At 66.9% G+C, this 25,035-nt stretch carries 24 protein-coding genes and 1 pseudogene; 9 read left to right on the top strand and 16 right to left on the bottom strand.

Going from position 1 to position 25,035, the window contains the following annotated elements; all coding sequences use genetic code 11:
* Positions 1-79 precede the first annotated feature (79 nt).
* Entirely contained in the window at positions 80-1,351 is a 1,272-nt protein-coding gene (locus tag C4B30_RS06490; RefSeq protein WP_105132107.1) for an MFS transporter, read from the bottom strand.
* A 223-nt stretch (positions 1,352-1,574) separates the two neighbouring features.
* On the opposite strand from C4B30_RS06490, the gene C4B30_RS35185 reads away from it, so the two are divergent.
* Positions 1,575-1,730 carry a hypothetical protein gene (locus tag C4B30_RS35185; RefSeq protein WP_158683393.1) on the top strand — a complete coding sequence of 52 codons (156 nt, stop codon included), beginning with the start codon at positions 1,575-1,577 and terminating at the stop codon, positions 1,728-1,730.
* A 22-nt stretch (positions 1,731-1,752) separates the two neighbouring features.
* Here C4B30_RS35185 and C4B30_RS06485 read toward each other — a convergent pair.
* Together C4B30_RS06485 and C4B30_RS06475 are read right to left on the bottom strand one after the other, a co-directional pair.
* Positions 1,753-2,157 (bottom strand): annotated as a pseudogene (locus tag C4B30_RS06485) (sensor histidine kinase); the annotation flags it as partial.
* Positions 2,158-2,652: 495 nt separating this feature from the next.
* Complete coding sequence (locus tag C4B30_RS06475) at positions 2,653-2,808, bottom strand: DUF3309 family protein (protein WP_034185249.1); 156 nt, start codon at positions 2,806-2,808, stop codon at positions 2,653-2,655.
* Between the two features lie 206 nt (positions 2,809-3,014).
* Here C4B30_RS06475 and C4B30_RS06470 point away from each other — a divergent pair, with 206 nt between their 5' ends.
* The 6 genes from C4B30_RS06470 to C4B30_RS06445 all read left to right on the top strand — a co-directional run bounded on the left by C4B30_RS06470 (position 3,015) and on the right by C4B30_RS06445 (position 8,626).
* Positions 3,015-3,689 (top strand): histidine phosphatase family protein, encoded by a 675-nt coding sequence (locus C4B30_RS06470; RefSeq protein ID WP_105132105.1) that lies wholly within the window; start codon positions 3,015-3,017, stop codon positions 3,687-3,689.
* Between the two features lie 19 nt (positions 3,690-3,708).
* On the top strand, positions 3,709-4,740 hold the full coding sequence (locus tag C4B30_RS06465) for a phosphotransferase (RefSeq protein ID WP_105132104.1): 1,032 nt from the start codon (positions 3,709-3,711) through the stop codon (positions 4,738-4,740).
* A 69-nt stretch (positions 4,741-4,809) separates the two neighbouring features.
* Positions 4,810-5,574, top strand: coding sequence for an SDR family oxidoreductase (locus C4B30_RS06460; protein ID WP_105132103.1), 765 nt, complete (start codon positions 4,810-4,812; stop codon positions 5,572-5,574).
* 7 nt (positions 5,575-5,581) lie between these two features.
* Entirely contained in the window at positions 5,582-6,340 is a 759-nt protein-coding gene (locus tag C4B30_RS06455) for an SDR family NAD(P)-dependent oxidoreductase (protein WP_105132102.1), read from the top strand.
* 34 nt (positions 6,341-6,374) lie between these two features.
* Positions 6,375-7,619, top strand: coding sequence for an acyl-CoA dehydrogenase family protein (locus tag C4B30_RS06450; RefSeq protein ID WP_105132101.1), 1,245 nt, complete (start codon positions 6,375-6,377; stop codon positions 7,617-7,619).
* Positions 7,620-7,720: 101 nt separating this feature from the next.
* A complete protein-coding gene (locus C4B30_RS06445) occupies positions 7,721-8,626 on the top strand; it encodes a LysR family transcriptional regulator (RefSeq protein WP_105132100.1) in 906 nt (301 codons plus the stop codon).
* A 122-nt stretch (positions 8,627-8,748) separates the two neighbouring features.
* Here C4B30_RS06445 and C4B30_RS06440 read toward each other — a convergent pair whose 3' ends face one another.
* From C4B30_RS06440 to C4B30_RS06380, 13 genes are all read right to left on the bottom strand, one after another.
* The gene (locus tag C4B30_RS06440) at positions 8,749-9,870 is read right to left on the bottom strand and encodes a J domain-containing protein (protein WP_105132099.1); all 1,122 of its coding nucleotides are present in this window, start codon (positions 9,868-9,870) and stop codon (positions 8,749-8,751) included.
* Positions 9,871-9,967: 97 nt separating this feature from the next.
* Positions 9,968-10,675: a GntR family transcriptional regulator gene (locus C4B30_RS06435; RefSeq protein WP_027781899.1), complete on the bottom strand. Its 708-nt coding sequence runs from the start codon at positions 10,673-10,675 to the stop codon at positions 9,968-9,970.
* 64 nt (positions 10,676-10,739) lie between these two features.
* Positions 10,740-11,777, bottom strand: a complete 1,038-nt coding sequence (locus tag C4B30_RS06430) for a proline racemase family protein (protein ID WP_105132098.1) — start codon at positions 11,775-11,777, stop codon at positions 10,740-10,742.
* 12 nt (positions 11,778-11,789) lie between these two features.
* Positions 11,790-13,271: an aldehyde dehydrogenase family protein gene (locus C4B30_RS06425; protein ID WP_105132097.1), complete on the bottom strand. Its 1,482-nt coding sequence runs from the start codon at positions 13,269-13,271 to the stop codon at positions 11,790-11,792.
* Between the two features lie 15 nt (positions 13,272-13,286).
* Positions 13,287-14,579, bottom strand: a complete 1,293-nt coding sequence (locus tag C4B30_RS06420; RefSeq protein ID WP_199779055.1) for an NAD(P)/FAD-dependent oxidoreductase — start codon at positions 14,577-14,579, stop codon at positions 13,287-13,289.
* On the bottom strand, positions 14,576-15,592 hold the full coding sequence (locus C4B30_RS06415; protein ID WP_105132157.1) for a 4-hydroxyproline epimerase: 1,017 nt from the start codon (positions 15,590-15,592) through the stop codon (positions 14,576-14,578). The genes C4B30_RS06420 and C4B30_RS06415 overlap by 4 nt, the downstream gene beginning before the upstream one ends.
* A 56-nt stretch (positions 15,593-15,648) precedes the next feature.
* A complete protein-coding gene (locus tag C4B30_RS06410) occupies positions 15,649-16,527 on the bottom strand; it encodes a dihydrodipicolinate synthase family protein (RefSeq protein ID WP_105132096.1) in 879 nt (292 codons plus the stop codon).
* Between the two features lie 24 nt (positions 16,528-16,551).
* Positions 16,552-17,217 carry an amino acid ABC transporter permease gene (locus C4B30_RS06405; RefSeq protein WP_105132156.1) on the bottom strand — a complete coding sequence of 222 codons (666 nt, stop codon included), beginning with the start codon at positions 17,215-17,217 and terminating at the stop codon, positions 16,552-16,554.
* A 10-nt stretch (positions 17,218-17,227) separates the two neighbouring features.
* A complete protein-coding gene (locus C4B30_RS06400; protein ID WP_105132095.1) occupies positions 17,228-17,899 on the bottom strand; it encodes an amino acid ABC transporter permease in 672 nt (223 codons plus the stop codon).
* Positions 17,900-17,909: 10 nt separating this feature from the next.
* On the bottom strand, positions 17,910-18,749 hold the full coding sequence (locus tag C4B30_RS06395; RefSeq protein WP_034185250.1) for an amino acid ABC transporter ATP-binding protein: 840 nt from the start codon (positions 18,747-18,749) through the stop codon (positions 17,910-17,912).
* Between the two features lie 99 nt (positions 18,750-18,848).
* Positions 18,849-19,682, bottom strand: coding sequence for a substrate-binding periplasmic protein (locus tag C4B30_RS06390; RefSeq protein WP_105132094.1), 834 nt, complete (start codon positions 19,680-19,682; stop codon positions 18,849-18,851).
* Between the two features lie 388 nt (positions 19,683-20,070).
* The gene (locus tag C4B30_RS06385) at positions 20,071-20,394 is read right to left on the bottom strand and encodes a DUF4148 domain-containing protein (protein ID WP_105132093.1); all 324 of its coding nucleotides are present in this window, start codon (positions 20,392-20,394) and stop codon (positions 20,071-20,073) included.
* A 674-nt stretch (positions 20,395-21,068) separates the two neighbouring features.
* Complete coding sequence (locus C4B30_RS06380) at positions 21,069-23,447, bottom strand: DNA polymerase II (protein ID WP_105132092.1); 2,379 nt, start codon at positions 23,445-23,447, stop codon at positions 21,069-21,071.
* Positions 23,448-23,587: 140 nt separating this feature from the next.
* Here C4B30_RS06380 and C4B30_RS06375 point away from each other — a divergent pair, with 140 nt between their 5' ends.
* Together C4B30_RS06375 and C4B30_RS06370 are read left to right on the top strand one after the other, a co-directional pair.
* The gene (locus tag C4B30_RS06375; RefSeq protein ID WP_105132091.1) at positions 23,588-24,172 is read left to right on the top strand and encodes a TetR/AcrR family transcriptional regulator; all 585 of its coding nucleotides are present in this window, start codon (positions 23,588-23,590) and stop codon (positions 24,170-24,172) included.
* An 89-nt stretch (positions 24,173-24,261) separates the two neighbouring features.
* Entirely contained in the window at positions 24,262-25,002 is a 741-nt protein-coding gene (locus C4B30_RS06370) for an SDR family oxidoreductase (protein WP_105132090.1), read from the top strand.
* The last annotated feature ends 33 nt before the right edge of the window (positions 25,003-25,035 follow it).

Below are 25,035 nucleotides of genomic sequence, written 5' to 3'. Positions count from 1 at the left end.
CGTCGCGGAACGCGGCGATGCGTGATGAGCGATGAGCGATGACGGCGCGGGCGGGACGACAGCGGCAGCGAAGACGGCTTCAGTGTGCCGAAGGCGCGGCGGGTGCGTCGGCGAGCGCCGGCATCGAATCGGACAGGGCGCGGTCCGGCCGAATCCGCAGCGCGGCGACGATGCCGATCAGCAGCATCGCGACCGAGCCGATGAACGGCACCGTCCAGCTGCCGGTGCGATCGACGAGATAGCCGAACAGGATCGGCGACAGGATCCCCGCGATCGCGGAACCGGCGTTCATCATCCCGCTCGCGATGCCGGCATGGGCAGGCGCGATATCGCTCGGCACGGCCCAGATCGGCCCGATCGTCAGTTCGAGGCAGAGGAACGATCCCGACAGGCACAGCGCGACGCCGGCCGTCGCGTGCACGAACGCGAGCGGCAGCAGGCAGACGAGTGCACCGACGAAGCTCGTCACGATCACGCTCTGGCGCGACAGCGCGAGGTTGCCGGTCTTCCGGTAGATCCGGTCGCAGAGCCAGCCGCCGAGCGTGTCGCCGACGACGCCCGCGAAGAACACGCCGGACGCGAACAAGGCGGTCGATTTCAGGTTCAAGCCCTGGCCGTTCAGGAAAAAGGTCGGCAGCCACGTGAAGAACAGCCACGCGGTCCAGCCGTAGCAGAAGTAGACGAAGATGGTCGGCGCCATCCGGCGCAACAGCGGCCCCCACGGCGTGGGCCCGGAGGGTGCGGCAGGGCGGCGGCTGTGCGTGCGGCCGTCGTCGTTGCCGACCGGATGCTCGCGGAAGCCGGCGATCCACCACGCGAGCCACACCAGCGTGACCGCGCCGATCACGAAGAACGCCGCGCGCCACGACAGCCACGTCATCAGCGCGGCGACGATCGGCGGCGTGACCGCGTTGCCGAGCCGGGAGAACGAGTGCGTGAAGCCCTGCACGACCCCGCGCCGCTCGCGCGGGAACCAGTGCGTGATCGCCCGGGCCTGGGCCGGCAGCGTCGCGCCTTCGCCGATGCCGAGCAGCAGGCGCGCGGCGAACAGCAATCCGAGGCTGTGCACGAGCCCGGTCGCGAACGTGGAGACGACCCAGATCAGCCCGCAGCCGATCAGCGTGATGCGGGCGCCGAACCGGTCGGCGATCCAGCCGCCGCCGATCTGGCAAATTGCATACGAATACGCGAACGCGGAGAAGGCGACGCCAAGTTCGGTATTCGACAGCCCGAGTTCGGCCTTGATCGCCCCGGCCGCGGTCGCGAGATTGACGCGATCGACGTAGAGGATGAACGAAAGCGCGCACAGCAGCCACAGCGTGTGGCACCGTTGACGGTGATCGGTAGGCATGTGTCTCACTCCATGTTCGTGCGCGGCGTTGCAATGACGCTGCGTTCACGGGCGAGCCCAGCATCGCGCGGCGGCGCAGACACTGTCCAATGAATCTTCGGGATCAATCGATAACCGCAGGTGTTCATTCGCTTGCCCGGCCTGGGCCGCCGCGCGCGCCGGGCCGGGCGGGCGAGGCAACGTGATGCCCGGGCAGGACGGGATCGCACAGGCAGGTGAGATCGTGAACGACATCGACGAACGTTCGCTTCAACAGGACAGCCGCTTCTGGCGGTTGCCGCTGGTGAAATGGTGGATCCAGCGGGACGGCCGTGACGGCTATGCGTTCCGGCTGCCGTTCCCGCTGTTCACCGTCTTCGTGCTCGAACCGCGGACGTGACGCGGTGCGGCCCGCGCCGGCATCAATGCACCGGAAAGCGCTCGTTTTCGGGCGCCGGCACGAGGTTGTCGGGCCACTGCACCTCGAACCGCGTACCACCCGCGCCGGTCGGCACGCAAACGGCTTCGCCGCCGTGCGCATGCGCGATCGCCGCGACGACGGCGAGCCCGAGGCCGCTGCCGCCGGGTTGCGACTCGTCGACGCGCCGGAATGCCTGGAACACATGCGGCGCGAAATCGGCCGGGATGCCGGGGCCGTCGTCCTCGACGCGCAGCCGGCACATGCCCTGTTCGACGCAGGTACCGATGCGGATCGCGCCCGGCACCGCATGGCGGCGCGCGTTCTCGAGCAGCGCCTGGCGGATCCGGACCGGGTCGCAGCGCATGCGACGCGCATCAAGATCGAATTCCGGATGCTGGTCGGCGGCATGCCCGCTGCGCAGCCCGCTGCGTGCCAGATAGGCGGTGAGGATCTCGGCGATTTCGGGTTCGTCCTCGGCGATGAGGACGAGCGCCTGCGCACGCTGGCCGGCGCCGGGAGATGAAGAAAATTCGGGCATGGCCACTCGTACAGACCCATCGGGGTTCCATCGAATCGCCATACTACCGTACGGCCAACTCCATCGAATGGAGACGGGCGGGGCGTGCGAACCGGCACGCAACGTGCCGTATTGCGCGCTGCAGATGGATCATGCGATGCCGCACCTGTGCATCGGAGAGACGTTGTGTCCGCTGGAGATGACGCGCGTGATCATGCGCCGCACCCCGCGTGTCCGTGGGTGGCCGGACCGGGACCGAGCGGACGCGGAGTGAGCGTATCGGATGCCGTTGCGTTTTTCTTTACGGCTTACTTTTGCGTGTAAAGAAGTTACGACGGTGCGATCGAAACGCGCGTGCCCATGCCGCGGCACGCGCGTCCGTACTCAGATGCGACCGAGTAGCACCAGTATCACGACAATGACGACGATCAGCCCGACGGTCCCCGATGGCCAATAACCCCAGCTTCGGCTATGCGGCCATGAAGGAAATGCTCCGATGAGCAGCAGAATCAGAACGATGATGAGGATCGTACCGAGCATCGCATCCCTCCTGGATTTATTCGACACGGTGGGGGCTGGCGCAATTCGCGTGCCGCGACGCGGGTGCCGGTGAAAGCACGCGCAAGCGCATTGTTGGCATCCCCCGGAATTCATTCGATGAATATCGATTGATTCAGAAAATAAATTTCAAAAATGCACGCCCGCTCGCTATGCTGGGCCTTCGGTTTCAACCAGTCGGGCATGCAATGGCTGAACTCTTTCTGGTACGGCACGGGCAGGCGTCGTTCGGCACCGACGACTACGACCGGCTTTCCGCTGCGGGCGACCAGCAGGGCGTCTGGCTCGGCGAATACTTCGCGCGGCAGGCCCTGACGTTCGACCGCGTGGTCTGCGGCACGATGAACCGCCATGCGCAGACGGTCGCCGCGATCCTGCGCGGGATGGGCCGCGAAGGCGTCGTCGTCGACCGCCATCCGGGCCTGAACGAATACGATTTCCACGGGCTGTTCGCGGCAGCCGCCAGCGACTATCCGGAGATCGCGCGGCTCGCGGCCGGCTCGATGAAGGAACACTTCCGCGCGCTTCGGCAGGTGCTGCACCTGTGGACCGCGGACAAGCTCGGCGATGCGGCCCCCGAAACCTGGGCCCATTTCCAGCAGCGCGTGGCCGATGCACGCGCCGCGATCCGCCACGGCGGCGGCCAGCGCGTGCTGGCGGTGAGTTCCGGCGGCCCGATCGCGGTCACCGTGCAGCAGGTGCTCGCGGCGCCGCCGTTGAGCGCGATCGCGCTGAATCTTCAGATCCGCAACAGCAGTCTTTCGCAGTTTTTCTTCAACGCCGACGCGTTCCACCTCGCGTCGTTCAACGGCATCCCGCATCTGGAGGATCCCGAACGACATGCGCTGCGAACCTACGGCTGACCCACGAACGATCGCGACGATGACGAACCCTTCCCAGCCACTCGACGTAGCTCGCCTCACGCGTTATCTGGAAACGCACGTGCCCGGCTTCGAAGGCCCGGTCGACATGGAGAAGTTTGCCGGCGGCCAGTCGAATCCGACTTTCCTGCTGACCGCGAAGAGCGGCCGCTACGTGCTGCGCCGCCAGCCGCCGGGCGAACTGCTGAAATCCGCGCACGCGGTCGACCGCGAATTCCGCGTGCTGAGCGCGCTGTCGGGCACCGCGGTGCCGGTCGCGCATCCGTATCACCTCTGCGAAGACCGCGACGTGATCGGCAGCCTGTTCTACGTGATGAGTTTCGAGGATGGGCGGATCTTCTGGGATCCCGCGCTGCCGGAACTGCCGAAGGCCGAGCGCGCGACATGCTACGACGCGATGCTGCGGACGATGGCCGCGCTGCACGACGTCGATGTCGACGCGGTGGGCCTCGCCGACTACGGCCGCCCCGGCAACTACTTCGAACGCCAGATCGGCGTGTGGACGAAGCAGTATCGCGCGGCCGAAACCGGGCGCCTCGACGCGATGGAGACGCTGATCGACTGGCTGCCGAAAGCGTGCCCCGAGGACACGGGCCGGCCGGCGCTGGTGCACGGCGATTTCCGGATCGACAACCTGATGTTCGCGCATGACGGCTATCGCGTGCAGGCCGTGCTCGACTGGGAACTGTCGACGCTCGGCAACCCGCTCGCCGACCTCGCGTATTTCTGCATGTGCCTGCGGCTGCCGTCCGGCGGGCAGGTGCGCGGGCTCGCGGGCCAGGATCGCGCGGTGCTCGGCATCCCGGACGAAGCGGCGATCGTCGCGCGCTACTGCGAGCTACGCGGCATCGCGCCGATCCGCGACTGGCACTTCTACCTCGCATTCAGTTTCTTCCGGCTCGCGGCGATCGTGCAGGGCGTGAAGGCGCGCGCGCTGCAGGGCAACGCATCCAGCGAGCAGGCGCTGCGCGTCGGCGAAATGGCCGGCCGGCTGGCCGAGACGGCCGTCGGCGTGATCGACGCGCATCGCTGACATCGCCGCGATTCGCCACGGTCGCTGCACGGCGACACGACAACACAATCAATGGAGGAGCACAGCAACATGGCAACGAACCTGTTCGACCTGACCGGCAAGATCGCACTGGTGACGGGCGCGAGCCGCGGCATCGGCGAGGAAATCGCGAAGCTGCTCGCGGAGCAGGGCGCGCACGTGATCGTGTCGAGCCGAAAGCTCGACGACTGCCGGGCGGTGGCCGACGCGATCGTCGCGGCCGGCGGCCGCGCCGAGGCGCTGGCGTGCCATGTCGGGCGGCTGGAGGACATCGCCGCGACGTTCGAGCATATCCGCGGCAAGCACGGCCGCCTCGACATCCTCGTGAACAACGCGGCCGCGAACCCGTATTTCGGGCACATCCTCGATACCGATCTCGCCGCGTACGAGAAGACCGTCGACGTGAACATCCGCGGCTACTTCTTCATGTCGGTCGAGGCCGGCAAGCTGATGAAGACGCACGGCGGCGGCGCGATCGTCAACACGGCGTCGGTGAATGCGTTGCAACCGGGCGACCGGCAAGGCATCTACTCGATCACGAAGGCGGCCGTCGTCAACATGACGAAGGCGTTCGCGAAGGAATGCGGGCCGCTCGGCATCCGCGTGAACGCGCTGCTGCCGGGGCTCACGAAGACGAAGTTCGCGGGCGCGCTGTTCGCCGACAAGGCCATCTACGAGACGTGGAAGGCGAAGATTCCGCTGCGCCGCCACGCGGAGCCGAACGAAATGGCCGGCACCGTGCTGTATCTCGTGTCGGACGCGGCGAGCTACACGAACGGCGAATGCATCGTCGTCGACGGCGGTCTGACGATCTGAGCGCGAGATGAAACTCGACAGCTACGCCGGGCAGGCCGTGATGATCACCGGCGCCGCGAGCGGCTTCGGCGCGCTGCTCGCGAGCGAACTCGCCGCGATGGGCGCGCGGCTCGCGCTCGGCGACCTGAACGGTGACGCGCTCGAACGCGTGGCCGCGCCGCTGCGCGCGGCTGGCGCCGACGTGATCGCGCAGCGCTGCGACGTCCGCGTCGAAACGGACGTCGCTGCGCTGGTGCATGAAGCCGTCGCGCGTTTCGGGCGGCTCGACGTCGGCATCAACAACGCGGGCATCGCACCGCCGATGAAGGCGCTGATCGATACCGACGAAGCCGATCTTGACCTGAGCTTCGAGGTGAACGCGAAAGGCGTGTTCTTCGGGATGAAGCATCAGATCCGCCAGATGCTCGTGCAGCGCGAAGGCGTGATCCTGAACGTCGCGTCGATGGCCGGGCTCGGCGGCGCGCCGAAACTGGCCGCGTATGCGGCGTCGAAACATGCGGTGGTCGGGCTCACGAAGACGGCCGCGCTCGAATACGCGCGCCACGGCATTCGCGTGAATGCGGTGTGCCCGTTCTACAGCACCACGCCGATGGTCACCGACAGCGATATCGGCGACCGCCAGGATTTTCTCGCGCAAGGTTCGCCGATGAAGCGGCTCGGCCGGCCCGAGGAAATCGTCGCGACGATGCTGACGCTGTGCGCGAAGGAAAACACGTATCTGACCGGGCAGGCCATCGCCGTCGACGGCGGTGTCTCGGCCTTCTGACCGAACGGAACACGACAATCTCGAGGAGTCGATCATGGACTTTGGCTACACCCCGAAAGTGGAAGCACTGCGCGAACGCGTGCGCGCATTCATGGACGCGCACATCGTGCCGCGCATCCGCCAGTGGAACGACGAAGTGCACGCGGGCCAGTATCCGGTGTCGTTCATGGAGGAGCTGAAGGAGCGTGCGAAAGCCGAAGGGCTGTGGAACCTGTTCCTGCCGCACCTGAAAGCCGACGAGCCCGGCACGGGCCTGACGAACCTCGAATACGCGCCGCTCGCCGAGATCATGGGGCGCGTGAGCTGGGCGTCGGAAGTGTTCAACTGCAACGCGCCGGACACCGGCAACATGGAGCTGCTGCACATGTTCGCGACGCCCGAGCAGCGCGAACAGTGGCTGATGCCGCTGCTGCGCGGCGAAATCCGTTCGGCGTTCGCGATGACGGAGCCCGACGTCGCGTCGTCGGATGCGACCAACATCACGACGCGCATCGAGCGCGCGGGCGACGAGTACGTGATCAACGGCCGCAAATGGTTCATCACGAACGCCGCGCATCCGAACTGCAAGATCTTCATCGTGATGGGCAAGACCGATCCCGATGCCGAATCGCACCAGCAGCAGAGCATGATCCTCGTGCCGCGCGACACGCCGGGCGTGACGGTCGTGCGCAACATCACGGTGGTCAATCACCACGCACCGGAAGGGCACTGCGAGATCACGTTCGACAACGTGCGCGTGCCGGCGCGCAACCTGCTCGGCGAGGAAGGCAGCGGCTTCGCGCTCGCGCAGGCGCGCCTCGGGCCGGGCCGTATCCATCACTGCATGCGTTCGATCGGTGCGGCCGAGCTGGCGCTGGAACTGATGATCGACCGCGCGCAGTCTCGCGAGGCGTTCGGCAAGCCGCTGAACCGGCACGGCACCGTCGGCGAATGGATCGCGCGCTCGCGCATCGAGATCGACCAGGCGCGCCTCCTGGTGCTGAAGGCCGCGTGGATGATCGACAAGGTCGGCGCGAAGGCCGCCCGCAAGGAAATCTCGATGATCAAGGCGCTCGTGCCGACCGTCTATACGGACGTGTGCGACCGCGCGATGCAGGTGTTCGGCGCGGCGGGCTTGAGCCCGGATACGCCGCTGGCCGATCTGTGGACCTGGGGCCGCGCGCTGCGCTTCGCCGACGGCCCGGACGAGGTGCATCTGCAGGCGATCGCGCGGATGGAGATCAAGGGCGGCGAGCCGGGTTCGACGGCCGCCTACCTGACGCCGCCGCCGCGCGGCTGAGCGGGGCGCAGCCGATGCGCAACGCGTCGACTGCGACTCGCGGGCCCGGCGTGGACGAACGGACGGCGCCCGCCGTAAGATCTCGGCAAGGAGATCCGGCGATGCGCCTTTCGAAGCTTGACCTGAACCTGTTCGTCGTATTCGACGCGATCTACACCAAGCGCAACCTGACGCGGGCGGCCGAGGTGCTGAACCTCACGCAGCCGGCCGTCAGCAACGCGCTCGCGCGGCTGCGCAAGTCGCTGAACGACCCGTTGTTCGTGAGCACGCCGGCCGGAATGATGCCGACGCCGATGGCGGAGAACATCGTCGGCCGCGTGCGCGAGGCGCTGCAATTGCTCGATTCGAGCGCGCACGAAGGCGACGTGTTCGATCCGGCGTCGTCGACGCGCGTGTTCCGGCTGAGCATGAGCGATCTGACCGAGGCGCTGCTGCTGCCGGCGCTCGGCGAACTGCTGCAGCGGGAGGCGCCCGGCATGCACGTGCGCAGCTACACGATGGACCGCGGCGAGGTGGCGACCGCGCTCGCGAACGGTTCCGTCGACATCGCGATCGACGCGCCGCTGATCGGCGATCCGCATCTGCACCAGGCGCTGCTCGTGCAAGACCGCTACGCGTGCATGATTCGCGACGATCACCCGTTCAAGGGCGATACGCTGACCATGGACGACTACCTGTCGATGGGGCACATCCACGTGTCGAGCCGCCGCAAGGGCAGCGGGCACGTCGACGCGGAACTGACGCGGCTCGGGCTGCGCCGCAACATCCAGATGCGCGTGCAGCATTACATGGTCGCGCCGCTGATCGCGATGCGCGGCGATCTCGCGCTGACGGCGCCGCTGCGGCTGCTGCAACGCTATCCGGCGCGCATCCTCGAACTGCCGTTCGAGATGCCGGGGCTCGATTACTTCTGCTACTGGCATCGCAGCGCCGATCAGGATCAGGGCAGCCGGTGGCTGCGCGAGCAGTTGATGGCGTTGATGGGCGGGATGGGCGAGGGGCGGTGACGTGCGGTAAGGGCATGCCGCACAGGTGATCGTCGTCGTCTCGATCAGCCGCTTTCGGGGCGCGCAGCGTAACGCGGCTCGCGTGAACGGGCGGCGGCGCGCAGATGCGTGCCGCCGTTTCGTCAAAACGGCTCGTCGTCGAAGCGTGACGACGCCGGCCGACGCTTCATGTCCTTCAGCCAGCTCCTGACGTTGTCCGGATCCTCGAATTCGCGCAGCGCGATGGCCAAGTCCTGGTTGCTGCGCTGCATGCCGGCAATGTCGCGCGTAAGCATGCGCAGCACGGTATCGGGCGCGACCTTGGTGGACGGCGCGATGCCGTACGTACCCCTGAAATCGTTCTCGACGTGCACGATCTCCTGATCGAGCTCGCGCAGCTGTTCCTCGAGGATGCCGTTGTAGCGCGTAAGCCGCGCTTCGCCGAGGCCGTCGATCACACGCCGGTCGATCTGTTCGATCTCCAGCTGCAGTTCCAGCAGTTGCAGCAGGTTGCCCTTCTCGTAGGCACGGTTGACCCGCTGCATCAGCACGGTTTTGCGCTGCTGCTCCTGCGGATCGGTTTCGCGGTCGGGATGCAACGCGCTCGCGAGCTTGCGATAGATCTCGCGGATCGACTTGCTCGATTCGGCCCGGTCCGCTTCGATCCGGGCTTGCGCGGCCGATTGCTTCGGTGCTTTCTTGCGCTTCGCGCGCTGCGCCTCACGGGCCGCGTGAGCGGCCATGTCGCGCTCGAACTGGGCGTCGAGTTCGGCTTGCATCCGCTCGGCAAGTTCGTCGGGGGACAGCGAGTCGAGATCTTCTGGCGGTTGCGATTCGGATTCCCATTTCGGTTTCGTCGGCTCGGGAGCGGCCGTTGCGTTGCCGGCGCGGTCAGATCCGGCATGCCGGTTGTAAATCACCTTCAGCGCCGGGTCGTCGTTCACGTTCAGCAAATCGCCCGCCATATCGGCGATCAACTCGGACAGCGTGCGCTGCTCGGCCTTGCTCAAGCCTTTCTGCAGAAACGCGTCGTCGAGCAGATGGATCAGCCGGATGCGCAGCCCCGTCGCTTCCTGTTCGAGCGGCAACAGAGCGTCGACGAACTTCTTCTGGAACGCCGGCATCACGGCTTCCCACGCGCCGAGCCGCTCGCGGCGCTTTTCGATGTGCTTGACGAGCGTATTGAACGTTTTCTGGGCTTTGGACAGGCTGGCTGTCTCGTGGCCGGGCGCGATGGCGACCGCGGCACCGCGACGTGCGGTCATGGTTGAAATCCTCCGGCCGCGGCGGGACGCGCGGCAGGACGGTATTTTAGCTGGATGGGCGCGCGCGTTCCGGCCGCAGCGCGCCGACGCCGATGCGTTACAGCACCGCCATCGATTCCGTCATGTTCTGCTTCATGTAGTCGAGGAAGCGCTTCTGGAACAGCATCGTGTGCTCGTGCGCGGCCCGTTCGGCGGCGTCTGCGTCGCGTCGTACGATCGCGTCGATCAGTTCGTCGTGGTCGCGCCCGAGCTTGGCGGCCGTCGGCGAACTCACGGTGAAGTCGAAGTGCAGGTGGAGCAGACGTTGCCCTTCGCCGAGCAGCCGTTCGTAGTAGCCGACGAAGTACGGGTTGTTCGCGGCGTGCGCGATCGCCATGTGGAGCGCCTTGTTGGTCTCCGACATCGCCTGGAAGTCGCCGCTCGCGACGGCCTCCATGTAGACGTCGTCGGCCTTGCGGATTTTCGCGAGATCGGCGTCGGTACGCTGCGTGGCCGCGAGCCGCGTGACGGCGCGCTGGATCAGGTCGAGCGCCGAGATGTACTTCGGGAATTCCTCGATCTCGAACGGCGTGACGAGCGTCGTGCGGTTCGGCAGGATCGTGACGAGCCCCTCGCTGCTCAGGCGCGCGAGCGCGTCGCGCACCGGCGAGCGCGACAGCCCGAACTGCGCGGCCAGCGAAATCTCGTCGAGCTGTACGCCGGGTTTCAGCTTGAGCGTGAGGATCTGCTTGCGCAATTCCTCATACACATACCGCCCGCCGTGCCGGCGGCCGCCACCTTCGGTTTCAACGGCCTCTTTGCTCATCTCGCTACCCTTCCTGTAATCGGCCCGGGTCGCCGGGCGCGCTCTGGAGTTTAGCATCGCGTCCTCACGTGCCCGAGGGCCCGAATCCGTCGCCCCAGGTATCGCTCAGCATGAACCCGGCGGCCAGCGGATCGTCGGGATCGACGCCGAGCTGCTGGAACCCGAACACCCACGCGCGCCCGGTGACGCGCGGCAGCACGGCCGGCCGGTCGCCCACCTCGGTGATGCCCAGCAGTTCGACACCGAATTCCCCGCCGATCGTCGAGCGCGACGTGAGGCGGTCGCCGACCTTCACGCGCCCGCGCGCCGCGAGCGTCGCGAGATTGGCCGAGCTGCCGGTCCCGCACGGCGACCGATCGACCCGCCCGGGCGGCAGCGTCGTGCAGGTCTGGTAGACCGTGTCGCCGACGCGGTGCCTGAACATCACGTACGCGACTTCGTTGATCTCCGGGTAGAGCGGATGCTGGACGGCAACCTGCCGGTTGATGATCTCCTTCAGCCGCACGCCATGCGCCGCGAGCTGCCGCGCGTTGCCCGGCGCGATCTCGAGCCCGATCTGGTCGACGTCGACGAGCGCGTAGTAGACGCCGCCGAACGCGATGTCGGCCTTGATCGTGCCGAACGCGTCCGTTTCGACGGCGACGTCGAGATGCTCGACGAACGACGCGACCATGTCGAGCGATACGCCGGTGCAGCGGCCGTCGCGGCAGGTTGCCCGTGCCGTGACGAGCCCGGCCGGCGTGTCGAGCACGACCGTGGTCTCGGGTTCCTGCATCGGCACCATGCCGAGCTCGAGCAGCGCCGTCACCACGCAAATGCAGTTGCTCCCCGACATCGGATGCGCCTTGTCGGCCTGCAGCACGATGAACCCGGCATGCGCGTCGGGCCGCGTCGGCGGCAGCAGCAGGTTGACCGACATCTGCAGGCAGCCGCGCGGTTCGAGCACGACGAGCCGCCGCAGGCTGTCGTCGGTCTCGTTGAGATAGTTCATCTTGTCGAGCATGGTCGCGCCCGGCACGTCGAGGACGCCGCCGGTGATGACCTTGCCGATCTCGCCTTCGCAATGCACGTCGACGAGTTGCAGCGTTTTCTTCCAGCGCATGATCGCTTCACCTTACTTGATGTACCACGCCCACGGCTTGTCGCTGTCGTAGCGCGTGATCTGCTTGATCTCGAGGTAGTTGTTCAGGCCCCACTCGCCGAGTTCGCGCCCGATCCCGCTCTGCTTGTAGCCGCCCCACGGCGCTTCCGTGAACGTCGGCTGCGAGCAGTTGATCCATACGATGCCGGCGCGCATCGCGCGTGCGACGCGCTCGCAGCGCGGCAGGTCGGCCGACATGACCGCCGCCGCGAGGCCGAAGCGCGAATCGTTGGCCGACCGGATGGCTTCGTCTTCCTTATCGAACGGCCGGATGCACACGACGGGCCCGAAGATCTCCTCCCGCCAGATCCAGCTGTCTTCCGGCACGTCGGCGAACACGGCCGGCTCGATGAAGTAGCCGCGGTCGAGATGCGCGGGCCGGCCCCCGCCCGTCACGAGCCGCGCGCCTTCCTCGCGGCCGCGCGCGACGGCCGCCCGCACCTTGTCGTACTGCCCGCGGCTGACCAGCGGGCCGAGCAGCACGCCTTCGTCGCGGCCGTTGCCGATCGTGATCTTGCGTGCTTCCTGCGCCAGCCGCTCGACGAGCGGCGCGTACAGCGAACGCTCGACTAGGACGCGCGACGTGGCCGAACACACCTCGCCCTGGTTCCAGAAGATGCCGAACAAGATCCATTCGACGGCCGCTTCGAGGTCGCTGTCGCCGAATACGATGAACGGCGACTTGCCGCCGAGTTCGAGGCTCACGTTCTTGATGTCGCGCGCGGCGGCCTGCATGATGCGGCTGCCGGTCGGCACGCTGCCCGTGAACGCGAGCTTGTCGACGCCCGGATGCTCGGCGAGCGGCGCGCCGGCGTCGGCGCCGAGGCCGGTCACGACGTTCAGCACGCCGGCCGGCAGCCCGGCCGATTCGGCGATGCCGGCCAGTTCCAGCGCCGTGAGCGGCGTCAACTCGGACGGCTTGAGCACCATCGTGCAGCCGGCCGCGAGTGCGGGCGCGACCTTCCACGCGGCCATCAGCAGCGGGAAATTCCACGGGATGATCGCGCCGGCCACGCCGATCGGCTCTTTGCGGACCACCGTGCTGAAGCGCTCGTCGGCCAGCGGCACGGGGGCTTCGGCGTTGCCGTCGAGCTGCTCGGCGAGTCCCGCATAGAAATCGAAGCAGTCGGCGGCATCGCCGAGATCCCACATTGCTTCGGGCAGCGGCTTGCCGTTGTCGCGCACTTCGAGCTCGGCCAGCTCGGGCAGGCGATCGCGAATACCTTGCGCGATCGCGCGCAGCACCGCAGCGCGCGCCGCGCCGGTCATGCGGGGCCACGGGCCGTCGTCGAACGCGCGGCGCGCCGCGTTGACGGCGAGGTCCATGTCTTCGGCGGTGGCGGCCGCCACTTTCGCGATCACGGTTTCGTCGCTCGGGTCGATCGTGTCGAAGGTGTGTCCGCGAACGGGCGCTACCCAGCGGCCGTCGATGAAAAGTCGTTCGTAGGATTGCATGAAGGGTCTCGAATATCAGGCGAAGCGATAGGCGCTGAACGGCGACAGGTCCTGCCGTGTCGGCCGGCCGGCGACGAGGTCGCCGATCAGGCGGCCGGTCGTCGCGCCGAGCGTGAGGCCGAGCTGGCCGTGGCCGAATGCCATGTACGTGTTGGGCAGGCGCCGCGAACGGTCGATCACCGGTTTGGTGTCGGGCAGGAACGGCCGGTAGCCGACGCCGTATTCGACGCGCGCGGTCTGCAGCTCGGGCAGGATGCGTCGGGCTTTTTCCAGGATGATGTCCGCGCGCCGGAAATTCGGCTGCGCATGGCGGCCCGCGAATTCGATGGTGCCGCCGATCTGCAGGCCGCGCGTCATCGGGGTGAAGCAGAAGCCGCCGTCCGCGTAGATCACGGAGTGGCGAAATTCGACGCCCGGGTCGGCGAGCAGCGCCTGGTAGCCGGCGATGCCTTCCAGCGGAACGTGCACGCCGAGCTGGCTGAAGAATGGCCGCGAACCGGTGCCGGCGGCGACCACCACGTGATCGGCCACGATGCGCTCGCCGCCGGCGAGCGTCACGCCCGTCGCGCGCCCGGATGCCTCGTCGATGCGCGTGGCGTTCGCCCGGATGCGGCGCCCGCCTTGTGCTTCGAAGCTGGCCGTCAGCGCCGCGATGAAGCCTTCGGTATCGTTCACCGCGCGCCAGTCCGGAAACAGCAGCCCGTGCCGGAACCGGCCGGCCAGCGCGGGTTCGAGATCGCCGATGTCGGCGGCCGTCAGCCGTTGCGACTGGAATCCCAGCGACTGCCGCAAGTCGAGATGCGGCTGCTCGCTCGTGATGCCGGCCGGATCGTCGAACACCTCGAGCACCGGCCGCTGGCCCAGCAGCGCGCGGTCGCCGCACGCATCGAGCAGCGGCGCATAGTCGGGATAGACGTCGTGCGTCAGCGTGGCCATGGCCTGCGCGATCGACACGATCTTCGCGTGACGGGCCGACGCGACGAACCGGAAAAACCACGGCAGGATGCCGGGCAGCGCGCCGGGCCGCAGTGCAAGCGGCCCCTTCTGATCCATCAGCCAGCGCGGCACCTTCATCAGGATGCCCGGCTTCGACAGCGGGATGACCTCGCTGACCGCCATCTGCCCGCAGCTCCATTTCGCGGTGCTGTCGCCGGGGGCGGCCGGATCGATCAGCGTGACGGCATGGCCGTCGCGCTGCAGATAGAGCGCGCAGCATACGCCGACGATGCCGCCGCCGATCACGACGGCCGTTTCATCGCGTGCCGTGCCGGGCGACACGGGTGCGTGTCGTTGCGCAATCGCGTTCAATTGACGAACTCCTGCAGGCTGAACCCGTGCGCATAGGGCTGGGACGAATCGACGCGATACTGCGCGCGCCCGGTGACCCACGCGCGTCCTTCGATGCTCGGCCGCACGGCGTCGAGCCCGCTGTCGAGGCGCGTGACCGATTCCACGCGGCCGATGAAGCGGCTGCCGATCAGGCTCTCGTGGCAATACGCGTCGCCGGCCTTCAGCCAGCCGCGCGCGAAGCGCTGCGCGACGCGTGCCGAACTGCCGGTGCCGCACGGCGAACGGTCGATCAGGCTGTCGCCGGCGATCACCACGGCGCGGCCGTGCGCGTCGCCGGCGAGCGGCTTGCCCGTCCACATACAGTGCCGGACGCCGCGAATGGCCGGATGGTCGGGATGCACGACGTCGATCGCGTCGTTCACCGCGCGCTGCACGTCGCGGCCCCACGCCAGCAGTTTGTCCGGCGTGAAGTGCTCGCAACCGGGGAAGTTCGGCTGAACCTCGACGATCGGATAGAAGTTGCCGCCGTACGCGATATCGACGGCAAGCGTGCCGAGCGCCGGAATGGCGATCTCGACGTCGCGCGCGAGCAGGAAGCTCGGCACGTTGGTGAAGCGCACCGACGTCACGCGCTCGCCGTCCATCTCGTAGCGCGCGACGATCTGCCCGGCCGGCACGTCGACGGTGACCGTTCCCGGCTGCTTCGGCGCGACGAGGCGCTCCTCGATCGCAAACGCGATCGAGCCGATCGTCGCATGGCCGCACATCGGCAGGCAGCCCGACGTCTCGATGAACAGCAGGCTGAAATCGGCGTTGTCGCTGACGGGCGGGTAGAAAATCGTGCCCGACATGTGGGCGTGGCCGCGCGGCTCCAGCATCAGCGTGCGGCGAACCCAGTCGTGATGCGCGACGAATTCCTCGCGGCGCGCATTCATCGTCGCGCCCTGCAGCGCCGGCGCGCCGTCGATCACCATGCGCACCGGCATCCCTTCGGTATGGCCTTCGATACAGGTGAAGCTGTGCATCGTCATGTTCAGGTTTCCTCGGTCGGCGTACCGGCGCCGCGCGGCGCCGGTACGTGTGCGCATCACGCCTGGGACGCTTCGAAGATCGCGCGGAACTCCGCCTTTTCGTGGTCGGTCAGCGGCTGCAGCGGCATGCGCGCGTTGCCGACCTTGAAGCCCGCCAGTTCGCAGCCGTACTTGACCTTCTGGATAAACTTGCCCGCTTCCATGCTCGCCATCACCGGGAACAGCGAGCGCATCACATTCTGCGCGCCTGCGACGTCGCCGGACGAGAATTTGTCGTAGAAGCTCACGACCTGCTTCGCGAAGCAGTTCGCGGGCCCGCAAATCCAGCTCGTCGCGCCCCACAGGAAGAAGTCGAGTGCCTGGTCGTCCGAGCCGCACGACAGCTGATAGTGCTCGCGGTACTTGCCGCCGATCTCGATCGCGCGCAGCAGGTTGCCGCTGCTTTCCTTGATGCCGATCACGCGCGGGTGATCCTTGAACGCGTCGAGCACGCCGAAGCCGACCTCGACGTTCGTGCGTACCGGATAGTTGTACAGGATCACGTTCACGTCGGTCACCGCGGCGAGGATGGCGTCGTAGTGCCCGATCAGTTCTTCCTGCGACGGCAGCGCGTAGTACGGCGGCGCGATCAGGATGTTCGTGTAGCCGGCATCGCGCGCCTGGCGGACCTGCTCGATCACTTCGCGCGTCGACGAGCCGTTCGCGCCCGCGACCAGCGCGCCGCGGTTGCCGACCACTTCGCGCACGGTCTTCATCACCGCGCGGCGTTCTTCGTTCGTGAGCGCGTAATACTCGCCCGTCGAACCGAGCGGCACGAAGCCGCTGACGCCCGCGGCGAGCTGAAATTCGAGGATCGACGCGAGCGTGTCGTGATCGACCGCGCCCGATGCGTCGAACGGCGTGACGAGTGCGGGCAGAATGCCTTTCAGTTGCATGAGATTTCTCCGGCTTGACGAGAGTTAGTAGGCATAGCGCCTGAGCATCCTGGACTCCACTACGCCGACCAGGCGGGTCAGCGGAAAGGCGACGAGGAAATAGATGACGGCCACGGTGGTGAGAAACTCGACCGGCCGTGCCGTGCTGTTCGACACGTTCTGGCCGACGAACATCAGGTCGGCGATCCCCACCGACGAAATGAGCGCGCTCTCCTTGAACAAGCTCACGATGTTCGACAGCAGCGGCGGAATCGCGCGCAGCAGCGCCTGCGGAAAGATCACGTAGACGATCTTCACGTGCGGCGACAGGCTGAGGGCGATGCACGCGTCGTGCTGTTCGCCCGCGATCGACTTCAGCGAGCCGCGAAACGTCTCGCTCGTGATCGCGGCCATGTAGAGCGTCAGCGAGATCAGCACCGACAGGTACGGCGGGATCGGCAGCCGCAGCACGACCGGGAAGCAGAAGAACACCCAGAACAGCTGGATCAGCAGCGGCGTGCCGCGGAAGAATTCGACGAAGGCCACAACCGGCCCGCGAAGCCAGCGCGACGGCGACATCCGCAGCAGGCTCAGCACGAAACCGAGCAGGCTGCCGACGATCGCGCATGTCGCGGTGAAGGCGAGCGTCAGCCCGAGGCCTTTCGCGAGCACGAGCCAGTATGGCCAGACGACGGAGAAATCGAGATTCACGACGGGCTCCTCAGCGCTGGACGGCGGCGTCCTGCCGGCGCTCGACGACATGGACGAGTTTCGCGATCGGCAGCGACAGCGCGAAATACACGAGCGCGACCACCGAATACGTTTCGAGCGGCCGGTATGCCTCGGTCGCGAGGCTTTTCGCGACATACATCAGGTCGGCCACCGCGACGATCGCCACCAGCGCGCTCTGCTGCAGGCTGCCGATGCCGTTCGTCAGCAGCACGGGCATCGCGCTGCGCAGCGCCTGCGGCAGCACGACGAAGATCGTGCGTTGCCACGGCCGCAGGCCGAGCGCCACCGCGGCATCGAGGTGTTCCTTCGGCACGGCCTGCACGCCGGCCCGGTACGCCTCCGCGTTGAAGGCGGTCAGGTTCAGGCCGAGCGCGAGCACGCCCATCGCGATCGGGTCGATGAACACGTCGACCATCATCGGGATGCAGTAGAAAAACCAGATGATCTGCAGCAGCGCCGGCGTGCAGCGGAAGAATTCGATGAAGAGCCGGGCCGGCCAGCGCACCGCCGCCCAGCGGCTCATCGCGAGCAGGCACAGCACGAAACCGAGCACGAGACCCATCGCGTTCGCGGCCACGGCCAGCACGACGGTGACTTTCAGTCCGTCGAGCAGTGCCCCGATGCTGCCCGCGAGGAAACTGAAATCGAAGTGGTAGTTCATGGCTTCGGCCTCAGTCGAGATGCAGGACTTTCTCGAGGAATTCCCGCGTGCGTGCTTCCTTCGGACACTTGAAGATGTCAGCCGGCGCGCCTTCCTCGACGATCTTGCCGTTCGCGCAGAACACCACGCGCGTTGCGATGTCGCGCGCGAAGTGCATGTCGTGCGTGACGATGATCATCGCCATCTTCTGCTCGGCGAGCTGCAGCATCACGTTCTGCACTTCGACGACCATTTCCGGATCGAGCGCGGACGTCACTTCGTCGAACAGCATCAGCTTCGGTTCGAGCATCAGCGCGCGCGCGATCGCCACGCGCTGCTTCTGCCCGCCCGACAGCTGGCTCGGATACGCGTGCAGCTTGCTCTCGAGGCCCAGGCGCGCGAGATACGTGCGCGCGCGCTCGGTGGCCTCGGCTTTCGACAGCCCGCCGACCCTGACGGGCGCGAGGATCAGGTTGCCCAGCACCGACAGGTGCGGAAACAGCGTGTAGTGCTGGAACACCATGCCGACCTGCTTCTGCAGCTTCGCGTCGATGCGCCACCCGCCGCGCGCGTCGCCGCCGCGGATATACGGCGCGCCCTGGAACGCGATTTCGCCGCGCTGGATGCCTTCCAGCCCCATCATCACGCGCAGCAGCGAGCTCTTGCCGCTGCCGCTCGGGCCGATGATGACGAGCCGGTCGTCGGCGCGCATGTCGAGGCTCATGCCGTCCATGACGACGAGATTCGGGCCGTACGACTTGTGCACGTCGTGCAGCCGGACGAAATCGCCTGCCGCGGCGGACGCGGCGCAGCGCGTCGTCGAAAGGGGATGCATGGCCGACCTGACGGCCGTCGTTTGAGGCGACAACATGACTGTCTCTCCAGTGGCGCCCGACGTCGGCGCGCTAGGTGCGGATCGGAAAACCGGAGCCCGCCGACGGTCCGCCGGGCTCGTCGGCGCGGCCGGTGCTTACTTGCCGGGCGTCAGCATGGCTTGTACGGAAGTCTTGATGAGCCGATTCACGGCGCCGGACTTGACCTGCTGTGCGAGGTAGCTGTTGAGGACGTCGAGGTCGGCCTTCGGCGTGTCCTTGCGCAGGCCGAACGCCACTTCCTGCTGGGCGAGCGGCGGCGTCGGGTTGAAGCTGGCCGCCCAGTCCGGGTGCGCTTCCGTCAGCAGCATGTTGGTGATGTTCGCGTCGGCGAGCAGGTCGGCGCGCTTCGAGATCAGCGACAGGCGCGTCTCGTCGTTGCCCGGCAATCGCATGATCCGCGCCTGCTTCAGTTCGGCGGAAATCGCCTTGTCCTGCGACGTGCCCGACATCACCGCGACCGTGACGTTCGGTTTGTCGATGTCCGCGATTGAGCGAAGGCCCTTCGGGACTTTCGGATTGTTCTTGTTGTAGACGAACGAGACGTTGTAGTCGGTCGCCGGCGCGGAGAAGGCGACGGCCTTTTCGCGTTCGGGCGTGTCGTTCAGGGCCATCGACAGATCCCACTTGTCCGACTGCAGGCCGGCCACGATGTTGTCCCAGCTCGTATCGACGAACTCGACCTTGACCTTCAGCACGTTCTGCCCGAAATCGCGGCACAGATCCGAGAAGAAGCCGCTGTACGCACCTGTCTTCGGGTCGCGCATCACGTACGGCGGCGCCACCGCGGCACCGCAGCGCAGTACGCCGGCCTTCTTCACGCCGGCCCATGCGTCGGGCCCGGCGGCATGCGAAGCGGTGGCGGCGAACAGCGATGCCGCTGCCACGGTGCACGCGGCGATTTGACGAGAGAAACGAGACAGTCGATTCATGGTGTCCTCACTGGATATGGGTAAACCCGCATGTCTGAGCTATCTGATACACATCTATGTGTGTTTTGTTGTGTGCAGCGTTGTGTGCATATTAGAAGGGCAAAAATCGTCGTGTCAACGAGAAGTTGTCCTGTGAGGTGGTCGGGTTTTCCCCGGGGCAGGGGCGGGGCGGCGCGGGAGGATGTGCGGGGAAAGGCGGTGCGGCGCGGGCCGGGGAACGGCGACGCGAGGTCGGGACAGGGAAGAGCGGGGGAAATGCCGCGCCCGGTCGGAGGGTGGGCGTGCGGCGAAACCGGGGCCGCCGACAGCGGGGCCGACGGCATCCGCCGCGTCAGGCGGCGAGAGCGGGACTCGGGAAGCCGCCCTCGGCGCGGCGATCGACGTCGCGTTACCGCTTCACTGCCGCAACAGCCGGCGCGCCGGAGGACGTACCCGGCGCGCCGGCCGAACCGTAAGCGGCTTCACTCCCCTTGTGTTCCGCGAGGCGCTTCGCGGCCAGCCGCTCTTGCGCGGCGACGATGTCGTCAGGATAGTTGTCGCCGTCGCCCGCTGCCGGATCGTAGCCGACGGATTCCAGGTCGAGCAGTTCCTGGCGCACCTGCGCGCGCGTGAGCGTCGAGTGCGACGACTGCGCGTACGACGCGGTCGGTGCGGCGAGAAGTGCGGTGGCGGTAGCGGCGACGGTGGCGATGGTAACGATGATGGATTTCACGATTTCCTCAGAAGGTTTCGTCGTGGTTCGGCGCGAATGCGATGAGCTGAACCGACGTGACAAGTTTAGGAACCCGGATCGAGCGGATATACGGCAAATCCTGGCGAGCTGTGTTCCAGAATGAGCGAGAGTGGCGACGCACGACGGCGCGGTTCACGCATCGGCAGAGGCCGCGACGGCGACGTTCGCGTTGGCTGCGGCGCTGGCATTGCTGCGACTGCGTTACGGCGTGGGAGGCGGCGTGCCGCACGTCATGTCGTGGAGCGACGGTTTGCGGCATGCGCCGCGGCGGAGGAGGAGGGTGAAGCGTGCGGGAATGGAAGACCGCACGGAAAGGATGTTTGTTGCAGACATTTCAAGCACGGAGTCCGCGCCTTTTCCTTTTTATTCAAGTGCATGGCGACACACATCCGCGAGCGCGGGTGCCACGAAAACTCGGGTACGAAGGATCAGGGTTTCATTCAATTGCGATGTGCGAAATTGTGCGCTGCGGCGCGCGCGGCGTCCAAGTCGGATTTCCGACCGGGTCGATCGGTTTTACTTATTGCTCGACCGGCGGGCACGTGTAAATGCCGATCGTGCGGATGATCGGTTCGAAGAGAGCGACGCGCAAAGCGGTTGCGAGCGCAGCCGTATGACGGAACGGGCGGGCGTGTGTCGCTGTGCCGTCGGCCTCAGAACAACTGTCCTTGCCCGGAGATCACGCGTTCGAAATCGTCGCGCAGGAACGGCAGGATCGCATCGGCGACAGGCTGAAGCTGGCGGCTCAGATAGAACGCATAGTCGATCGGCGAGCGCATCGTCTCCAGCGGCTCGGGGCCGGCCGTCGTCATCACGTAGCTGATCCAGCCGCCGCGCTGGTACTGCAGCGGCCGGCCCTGCGCGAGGTTGAACTCGTCGGCGATGCGCGCCGCGCGCACGTGTGGCGGTACGTTGCGCTCGTATTCACGCAGCGGCCGGCGCACGCGCTTGCGGTAGACGAGCTGCTCGTCGAATTCGCCGGCCAGCGTGCGCTGCACGTAATCGCGAATGAAATCCTGGTAAGGCTCCCGCCTGAACACGCGCCGGTACAACTCGCGCTGGAATTGCTGCGCGAGCGGCGTCCAGTCGGTGCGCACCGTCTCGAGTCCCTTGAACACGAGATCCTCGCCGCCGTCGGCCGTCGCCGCGAGGCCCGCATAGCGCTTCTTGCTGCCTTCTTCCGCGCCGCGCACGGTCGGCATCAGGAAGCGGCGGTAATGCCGTTCGTATTGCAGTTCCAGCGCGCTGTCGAGCCCGAACTGGTCGCGCAGGTGCGCGTGCCACCAGCGGTTCACGTGCTCGACGAGGGCGCGGCCCTTGGCGCCGGCTTCGTCGTCGTCATGCGCGCGGCCGAGCCACACGAACGTCGAATCGGTATCGCCGTAGATCACTTCGTATCCCTGAGCTTCGATCAATTCGCGTGTGCGATGCATGATCTCGTGGCCGCGCATCGTGATCGACGACGCGAGGCGCGGGTCGAAGAAGCGGCAACCCGTCGAGCCGAGCACGCCGTAGAACGAATTCATGATGATCTTCAGCGCCTGCGACAGCGGCGCGTTGCGCTGCCGTTTCGCATCGTCGCGGCCTTCCGATACGCGTCGCACGATATCGGGCAGGCAGTGTGCGGTGCGCGAGAAGCGCGCGCCGAGAAAACCGGGCACCGATGCATCGTCGCCGGGGTGCGCGAGCCCCTCGATCAGGCCGACCGGATCGATCAGGAACGTGCGGATGATCGACGGATAGAGGCTCTTGTAGTCGAACACGAGCACCGAGTCGTACAGCCCGGGGCGCGAATCCATCACGAAGCCGCCGGGGCTGTTCTGCCCCGTCACGTCGCCGAGGTTCGGCGCGACATAGCCGAGCCGGTGCATGCGCGGCAGGTACAGATGCGTGAACGCTGCAACCGAGCCGCCGGTGCGATCGGCGGCGAGCCCCGTGACGCTCGCGCGTTCCAGCGCGAAGGACAGCAGGTCGGCCTTGTCGAAGATGCGCGTGACGAGCTCGCAATCCTTCAGGTTGTAGCGCGCGAGCGCGGGCTTGTCGTGATCGAAGCGGCGCTGGATCTCGTCCATCCGCTGGTACGGATTGTCGATCGACTTGCCTTCGCCGAGCAGCGACTGCGATACGTATTCGAGGCTGAACGACGGAAACGTCCACGTCGCGGATTTCAGCATGTCGATGCCGTCGAGGATCAGCCGGCCGGCCGCGCCCGCGAAAAAGTGGTCGGGCTGCTGGCCGTGCGCGCGCCAGTCGAGCACGCTGCCGCCGCGCCCGAGCTTCAGCGGCACGCCGTATTGCTCCGCGTGCGCATGCAGGATGCGCAGGTCGAACTGCACGAGGTTCCAGCCGATCACCGCGTCGGGATCGTGTTCGTCGAACCAGTCGTTCAGCCGCGCGAGCATCGCGGGTCGGCTGTCGCAGTAGTCGAGGTTGAAGTCCAGGGTGCCGGCGCTGCCGCTATCGTCGCCGTTCGGCGGGCCGAGCATGTAGACCTGGCGCTGCCCGCAGCCTTCGAGCGCGATCGAGTACAACTCGCCGTGGACGCTGGTTTCGATGTCGAGCGACACGCAGCGCAGCGCGGGGCGGTAACCGGTTGCGGGCTTCAGCTCGCCGCCGGTCAGCGTGCCGTCGCGGCCGGGCTGGCCGCGAAACTCGACGCATGCGGTGATGAAGCGCTCCATCGCGTAGCGGTCGGGCGGTTGCACGTCGGCTTCGTAGACGTCGACGCCCGCAGCGGCGAGCCGCTTCTGGAGCCCGGACAGATGGCGGTAGCGCTTGCAATAGAGGCCGACGATCGGGCGCTGGCTGAAATCGCGCAGCGCGAGCGGGCGCAACTCGGCGTCGCGCTCGCCGGCCAGTGTGCGTTCGGCAAGCGCCTGCTGCTCGGCCGGGATGAATGCGACGGCTTCCTGCGGGCGCAACCGCACGCGGCGCGGACCGTGTTCGGTTGCCAGCCAGAACTCGATCTCGATGCCGGATGCGGTGTCCCGCCAGTGGCGGGTAAGGATGAAGCCCTGCTCGAACGCCGTCAAAACGCTTGCTCGTCGTGGATGCCCAGGCGGCGGATTTTAGCGCTTGGGCGGGCTCCGTGCCTGACACGGGCACGGACGAAATGGGGATGGAGCGATATCGATTTATTGACTGATCTGTCCATAACACCTATTCTATGGCCATGGTGAGACCACGTGAATTCGATCGGGACGAGGCACTGGAGCGCGCGTTGCGCGTGTTCTGGGAGAAGGGCTATGCCGCGACGTCCACTGACGACCTGCTGAGTGCGATGCAGATCGGCAGGCAGAGCCTCTACAACGCGTTCGGCGACAAGCGCAGTCTGTACGTCGAAGCGCTCGAACGCTACCAGTCGGAAAGCGTGTCGGGCCACGTCGCACGCCTGACGGCGCCGGCGTCCGCGATCGCGGGTATCGAGGCGCTGCTGCTCGGCGTGATCGCCGGCGACGCGGCCGAGCGCGTGCTTGGTTGCATGGGCGTCAATGCGATCTGCGAATTCGGCACGGCCGATCCCGAGCTGGCCGAGCTGCGCGAGAAAGCGGGTGCGATGCTGCACAAGCAGGTCGTCGCGCGAATCCGCGAAGGGCAGGACGCGGGCGAGATCGACCGCGCGGTCGATGCGCGCGAGGCCGCGAGCTTCATCCTGACGACGATGCAGGGTATCCAGCTCGGCGCGCGTGCCGGGTCGAAGCCGCAGACGTTGCGCACGACCGCGCAATTCGCGGCCGACCGCCTCCGGGCACGCTGATACCGATAGTCGCAAGACAACGCGCCGGCACGGCTGCCGGCGTTTTTTTGAGTAAGTTATTGACTGGTCAGTCCATAAAGGAGCGAATCATGACGGACATTTCCAGCGGTGCACGCAAGGCCGCGATCGTATTCGGCGGGTCGCGCGGGATCGGCGCAGCCATCGCCCGGCGGCTAGCGGCCGACGGCGCGGATGTCGCGTTTACCTATGTCTCGGCGCCCGAACGCGCGCAGGAAACCGCTGCCGCGATCGAAGCGAGCGGGCGGGTTGCGCTGCCCATCCGGGCCGACAGCGCGAACGTGGACGAGATTCGCCAGGCCGTTGCGCAGGCAGTCGGGCGCTTCGGGCGGCTCGACGTCGTCGTGGTCAATGCGGGCATCCTGAAGCTGGGCGACGTGGCCGAGGTCGGCGTCGACGATCTCGACCGGATGCTGGCGGTCAACGTGCGGGGCGTGTTCCTGGCCGTCCAGGCCGGCGCCGCGCATCTGACGCACGGCGGCCGGATCGTCACGATCGGCAGCAATACGGCCGCGCGCAGCGGGCATCCGGGGTCGAGCGTCTATTCGATGACGAAGGCCGCGGTGGCCGTGATGGTCAAGGGTATCGCCGTCGATCTCGCCCCGCGCGGGATCACGATCAACAACGTGCAGCCGGGGCCGGTCGAGACCGACATGACGGCCGATCACCTCGACCAGATTCGCCCGCTGATTCCGCTGCGGCGGGCCGGCAGCCCGGACGAGATTGCCTCGCTGGTGGCGTGGCTCGCGAGCGCCGAATCGGGATACATGACGGGCTCGAGCCTGACGATCGACGGCGGGATGGCGTTGTAGCGTGACGCGCGACGGAGCGCACGGGATCGGGGC

The sequence above is a fragment of the Burkholderia sp. BE12 genome (assembly GCF_002959955.1).
Classification (GTDB): Bacteria; Pseudomonadota; Gammaproteobacteria; order Burkholderiales; family Burkholderiaceae; genus Burkholderia.
Note: the sequence above shows the minus strand (reverse complement) of the source record. Positions and strands in the feature narration are given on the sequence as shown.

Coding starts and splice junctions, on each gene's coding strand:
- C4B30_RS06490 (WP_105132107.1), bottom strand. CDS start 1,351: ATGCCTACCGATCACCGTCAACGGTGCCACACGCTGTGGCTGCTGTGC.
- C4B30_RS06475 (WP_034185249.1), bottom strand. CDS start 2,808: ATGCTCGGTACGATCCTCATCATCGTTCTGATTCTGCTGCTCATCGGA.
- C4B30_RS06470 (WP_105132105.1), top strand. CDS start 3,015: ATGGCTGAACTCTTTCTGGTACGGCACGGGCAGGCGTCGTTCGGCACC.
- C4B30_RS06465 (WP_105132104.1), top strand. CDS start 3,709: ATGACGAACCCTTCCCAGCCACTCGACGTAGCTCGCCTCACGCGTTAT.
- C4B30_RS06460 (WP_105132103.1), top strand. CDS start 4,810: ATGGCAACGAACCTGTTCGACCTGACCGGCAAGATCGCACTGGTGACG.
- C4B30_RS06455 (WP_105132102.1), top strand. CDS start 5,582: ATGAAACTCGACAGCTACGCCGGGCAGGCCGTGATGATCACCGGCGCC.
- C4B30_RS06450 (WP_105132101.1), top strand. CDS start 6,375: ATGGACTTTGGCTACACCCCGAAAGTGGAAGCACTGCGCGAACGCGTG.
- C4B30_RS06445 (WP_105132100.1), top strand. CDS start 7,721: ATGCGCCTTTCGAAGCTTGACCTGAACCTGTTCGTCGTATTCGACGCG.
- C4B30_RS06440 (WP_105132099.1), bottom strand. CDS start 9,870: ATGACCGCACGTCGCGGTGCCGCGGTCGCCATCGCGCCCGGCCACGAG.
- C4B30_RS06435 (WP_027781899.1), bottom strand. CDS start 10,675: ATGAGCAAAGAGGCCGTTGAAACCGAAGGTGGCGGCCGCCGGCACGGC.
- C4B30_RS06430 (WP_105132098.1), bottom strand. CDS start 11,777: ATGCGCTGGAAGAAAACGCTGCAACTCGTCGACGTGCATTGCGAAGGC.
- C4B30_RS06425 (WP_105132097.1), bottom strand. CDS start 13,271: ATGCAATCCTACGAACGACTTTTCATCGACGGCCGCTGGGTAGCGCCC.
- C4B30_RS06415 (WP_105132157.1), bottom strand. CDS start 15,592: ATGACGATGCACAGCTTCACCTGTATCGAAGGCCATACCGAAGGGATG.
- C4B30_RS06410 (WP_105132096.1), bottom strand. CDS start 16,527: ATGCAACTGAAAGGCATTCTGCCCGCACTCGTCACGCCGTTCGACGCA.
- C4B30_RS06400 (WP_105132095.1), bottom strand. CDS start 17,899: ATGAACTACCACTTCGATTTCAGTTTCCTCGCGGGCAGCATCGGGGCA.
- C4B30_RS06395 (WP_034185250.1), bottom strand. CDS start 18,749: ATGTTGTCGCCTCAAACGACGGCCGTCAGGTCGGCCATGCATCCCCTT.
- C4B30_RS06390 (WP_105132094.1), bottom strand. CDS start 19,682: ATGAATCGACTGTCTCGTTTCTCTCGTCAAATCGCCGCGTGCACCGTG.
- C4B30_RS06375 (WP_105132091.1), top strand. CDS start 23,588: ATGGTGAGACCACGTGAATTCGATCGGGACGAGGCACTGGAGCGCGCG.
- C4B30_RS06370 (WP_105132090.1), top strand. CDS start 24,262: ATGACGGACATTTCCAGCGGTGCACGCAAGGCCGCGATCGTATTCGGC.